The sequence below is a fragment of the Moorena sp. SIO3I6 genome (genome assembly GCF_010672095.1).
This window is the reverse complement of sequence record NZ_JAAHHU010001704.1, coordinates 1-1062: the sequence shown is the minus strand read 5'-3', so window position 1 is coordinate 1062 and position 1062 is coordinate 1. Positions and strand designations below refer to the sequence as shown.

General features: G+C 39.3%; 2 protein-coding genes. Both read left to right on the top strand.

Features of this window, described 5'->3' with window-relative positions; translation table 11 throughout:
- Positions 1 to 547, top strand: a 547-nt coding sequence (locus F6K49_RS52460) for a sulfotransferase domain-containing protein (protein ID WP_293111010.1), incomplete at its 5' end; no start/stop codon positions are given.
- A gap of 319 nt (positions 548 to 866) precedes the next feature.
- Positions 867 to 1062, top strand: a 196-nt coding sequence (locus F6K49_RS52455) for an oligosaccharide flippase family protein (RefSeq protein ID WP_293111012.1), incomplete at its 3' end; no start/stop codon positions are given.

The following is a 1062-nucleotide window of genomic DNA, read 5'->3' as shown; positions in this document are numbered from 1 at the left end:
TCCAGTTGAACGAGCCATTGCTGCTGTGAATCACTTTATCAAAAATGGAGTTATATTTGTCAATGATGACCTTGATGAGCTATTAGTTGGTGATCAACAATCCCTAGTTGAGCGCTATGGCATCATTGATATGGGACGATATTATCGCCAACTGCAAGCCTACTATGACTACTTTGATCCTAAGCAAATGCTAATTCTAGTCTTTGAAGAAGACATTGCTCAAAACTCTGACGATTCTCTGAAAAAGGTTTGTGAATTCCTTGACATAGATTCTTCCTTTGATTTTAGTAAAAAGTATAAGAAAGTCCATCAAAGCACTAGTTCACCAATTGCTCGTTATCTGGGAACCCGTTTTCCATTGATGCGTGGCTTGATCAATCGTGTTGATCAACGCTTACCCTTACAACACCAAAAGCTTCGGCCCAGTCCATCAGCGATTCAAAAACTCTACACCATCTATGCCAATGACAATCAAAAGCTCTTCAAATTATTGGGGCGGGAGATATCGGCATGGTATAGCAAAGAATTAGTGGGACTAAGCAGCTAGTCAGCCTAAGGGTGAGCATAATGAAAAATTAGCCATATAAGCAGGGATAAATCAGATAATACATAAGTTGCCTTCAGAGGTATTATGATGCTAACTTTTAGAGTAATATCTTTGATTGCAACTTGGTATAAGTCATACCAATTCCCTGATTGTCTTCTTAGTCTGGGTAATCAGAGATAATTTTCGATCAGTTACCAACTTGGCAGATAATCCTGGCAGCGAAAAGGTATGATATAAACTACTTGATATGAATTTTCAATCCCTCAAATCCAGGCTCATTGGCATATTTCATAAATCCCTAGTACGTAACACGTTGTGGATGCTATTGGCTAAATTTCTGAAGATGATTGTCCAAGCGGCCTACTTCGTGATAATTGCTCGTACCCTCGGTGCTAAACAGTATGGTTTGTTTGCTAGTTTGACCGCTTTAGCGGCGATTATATCGCCTTTTGCTACCTGGGGTAGTGGAGATGTTTTAATTAAAAATGTTTCTAGAAACCGAGCCTTATTCAAGG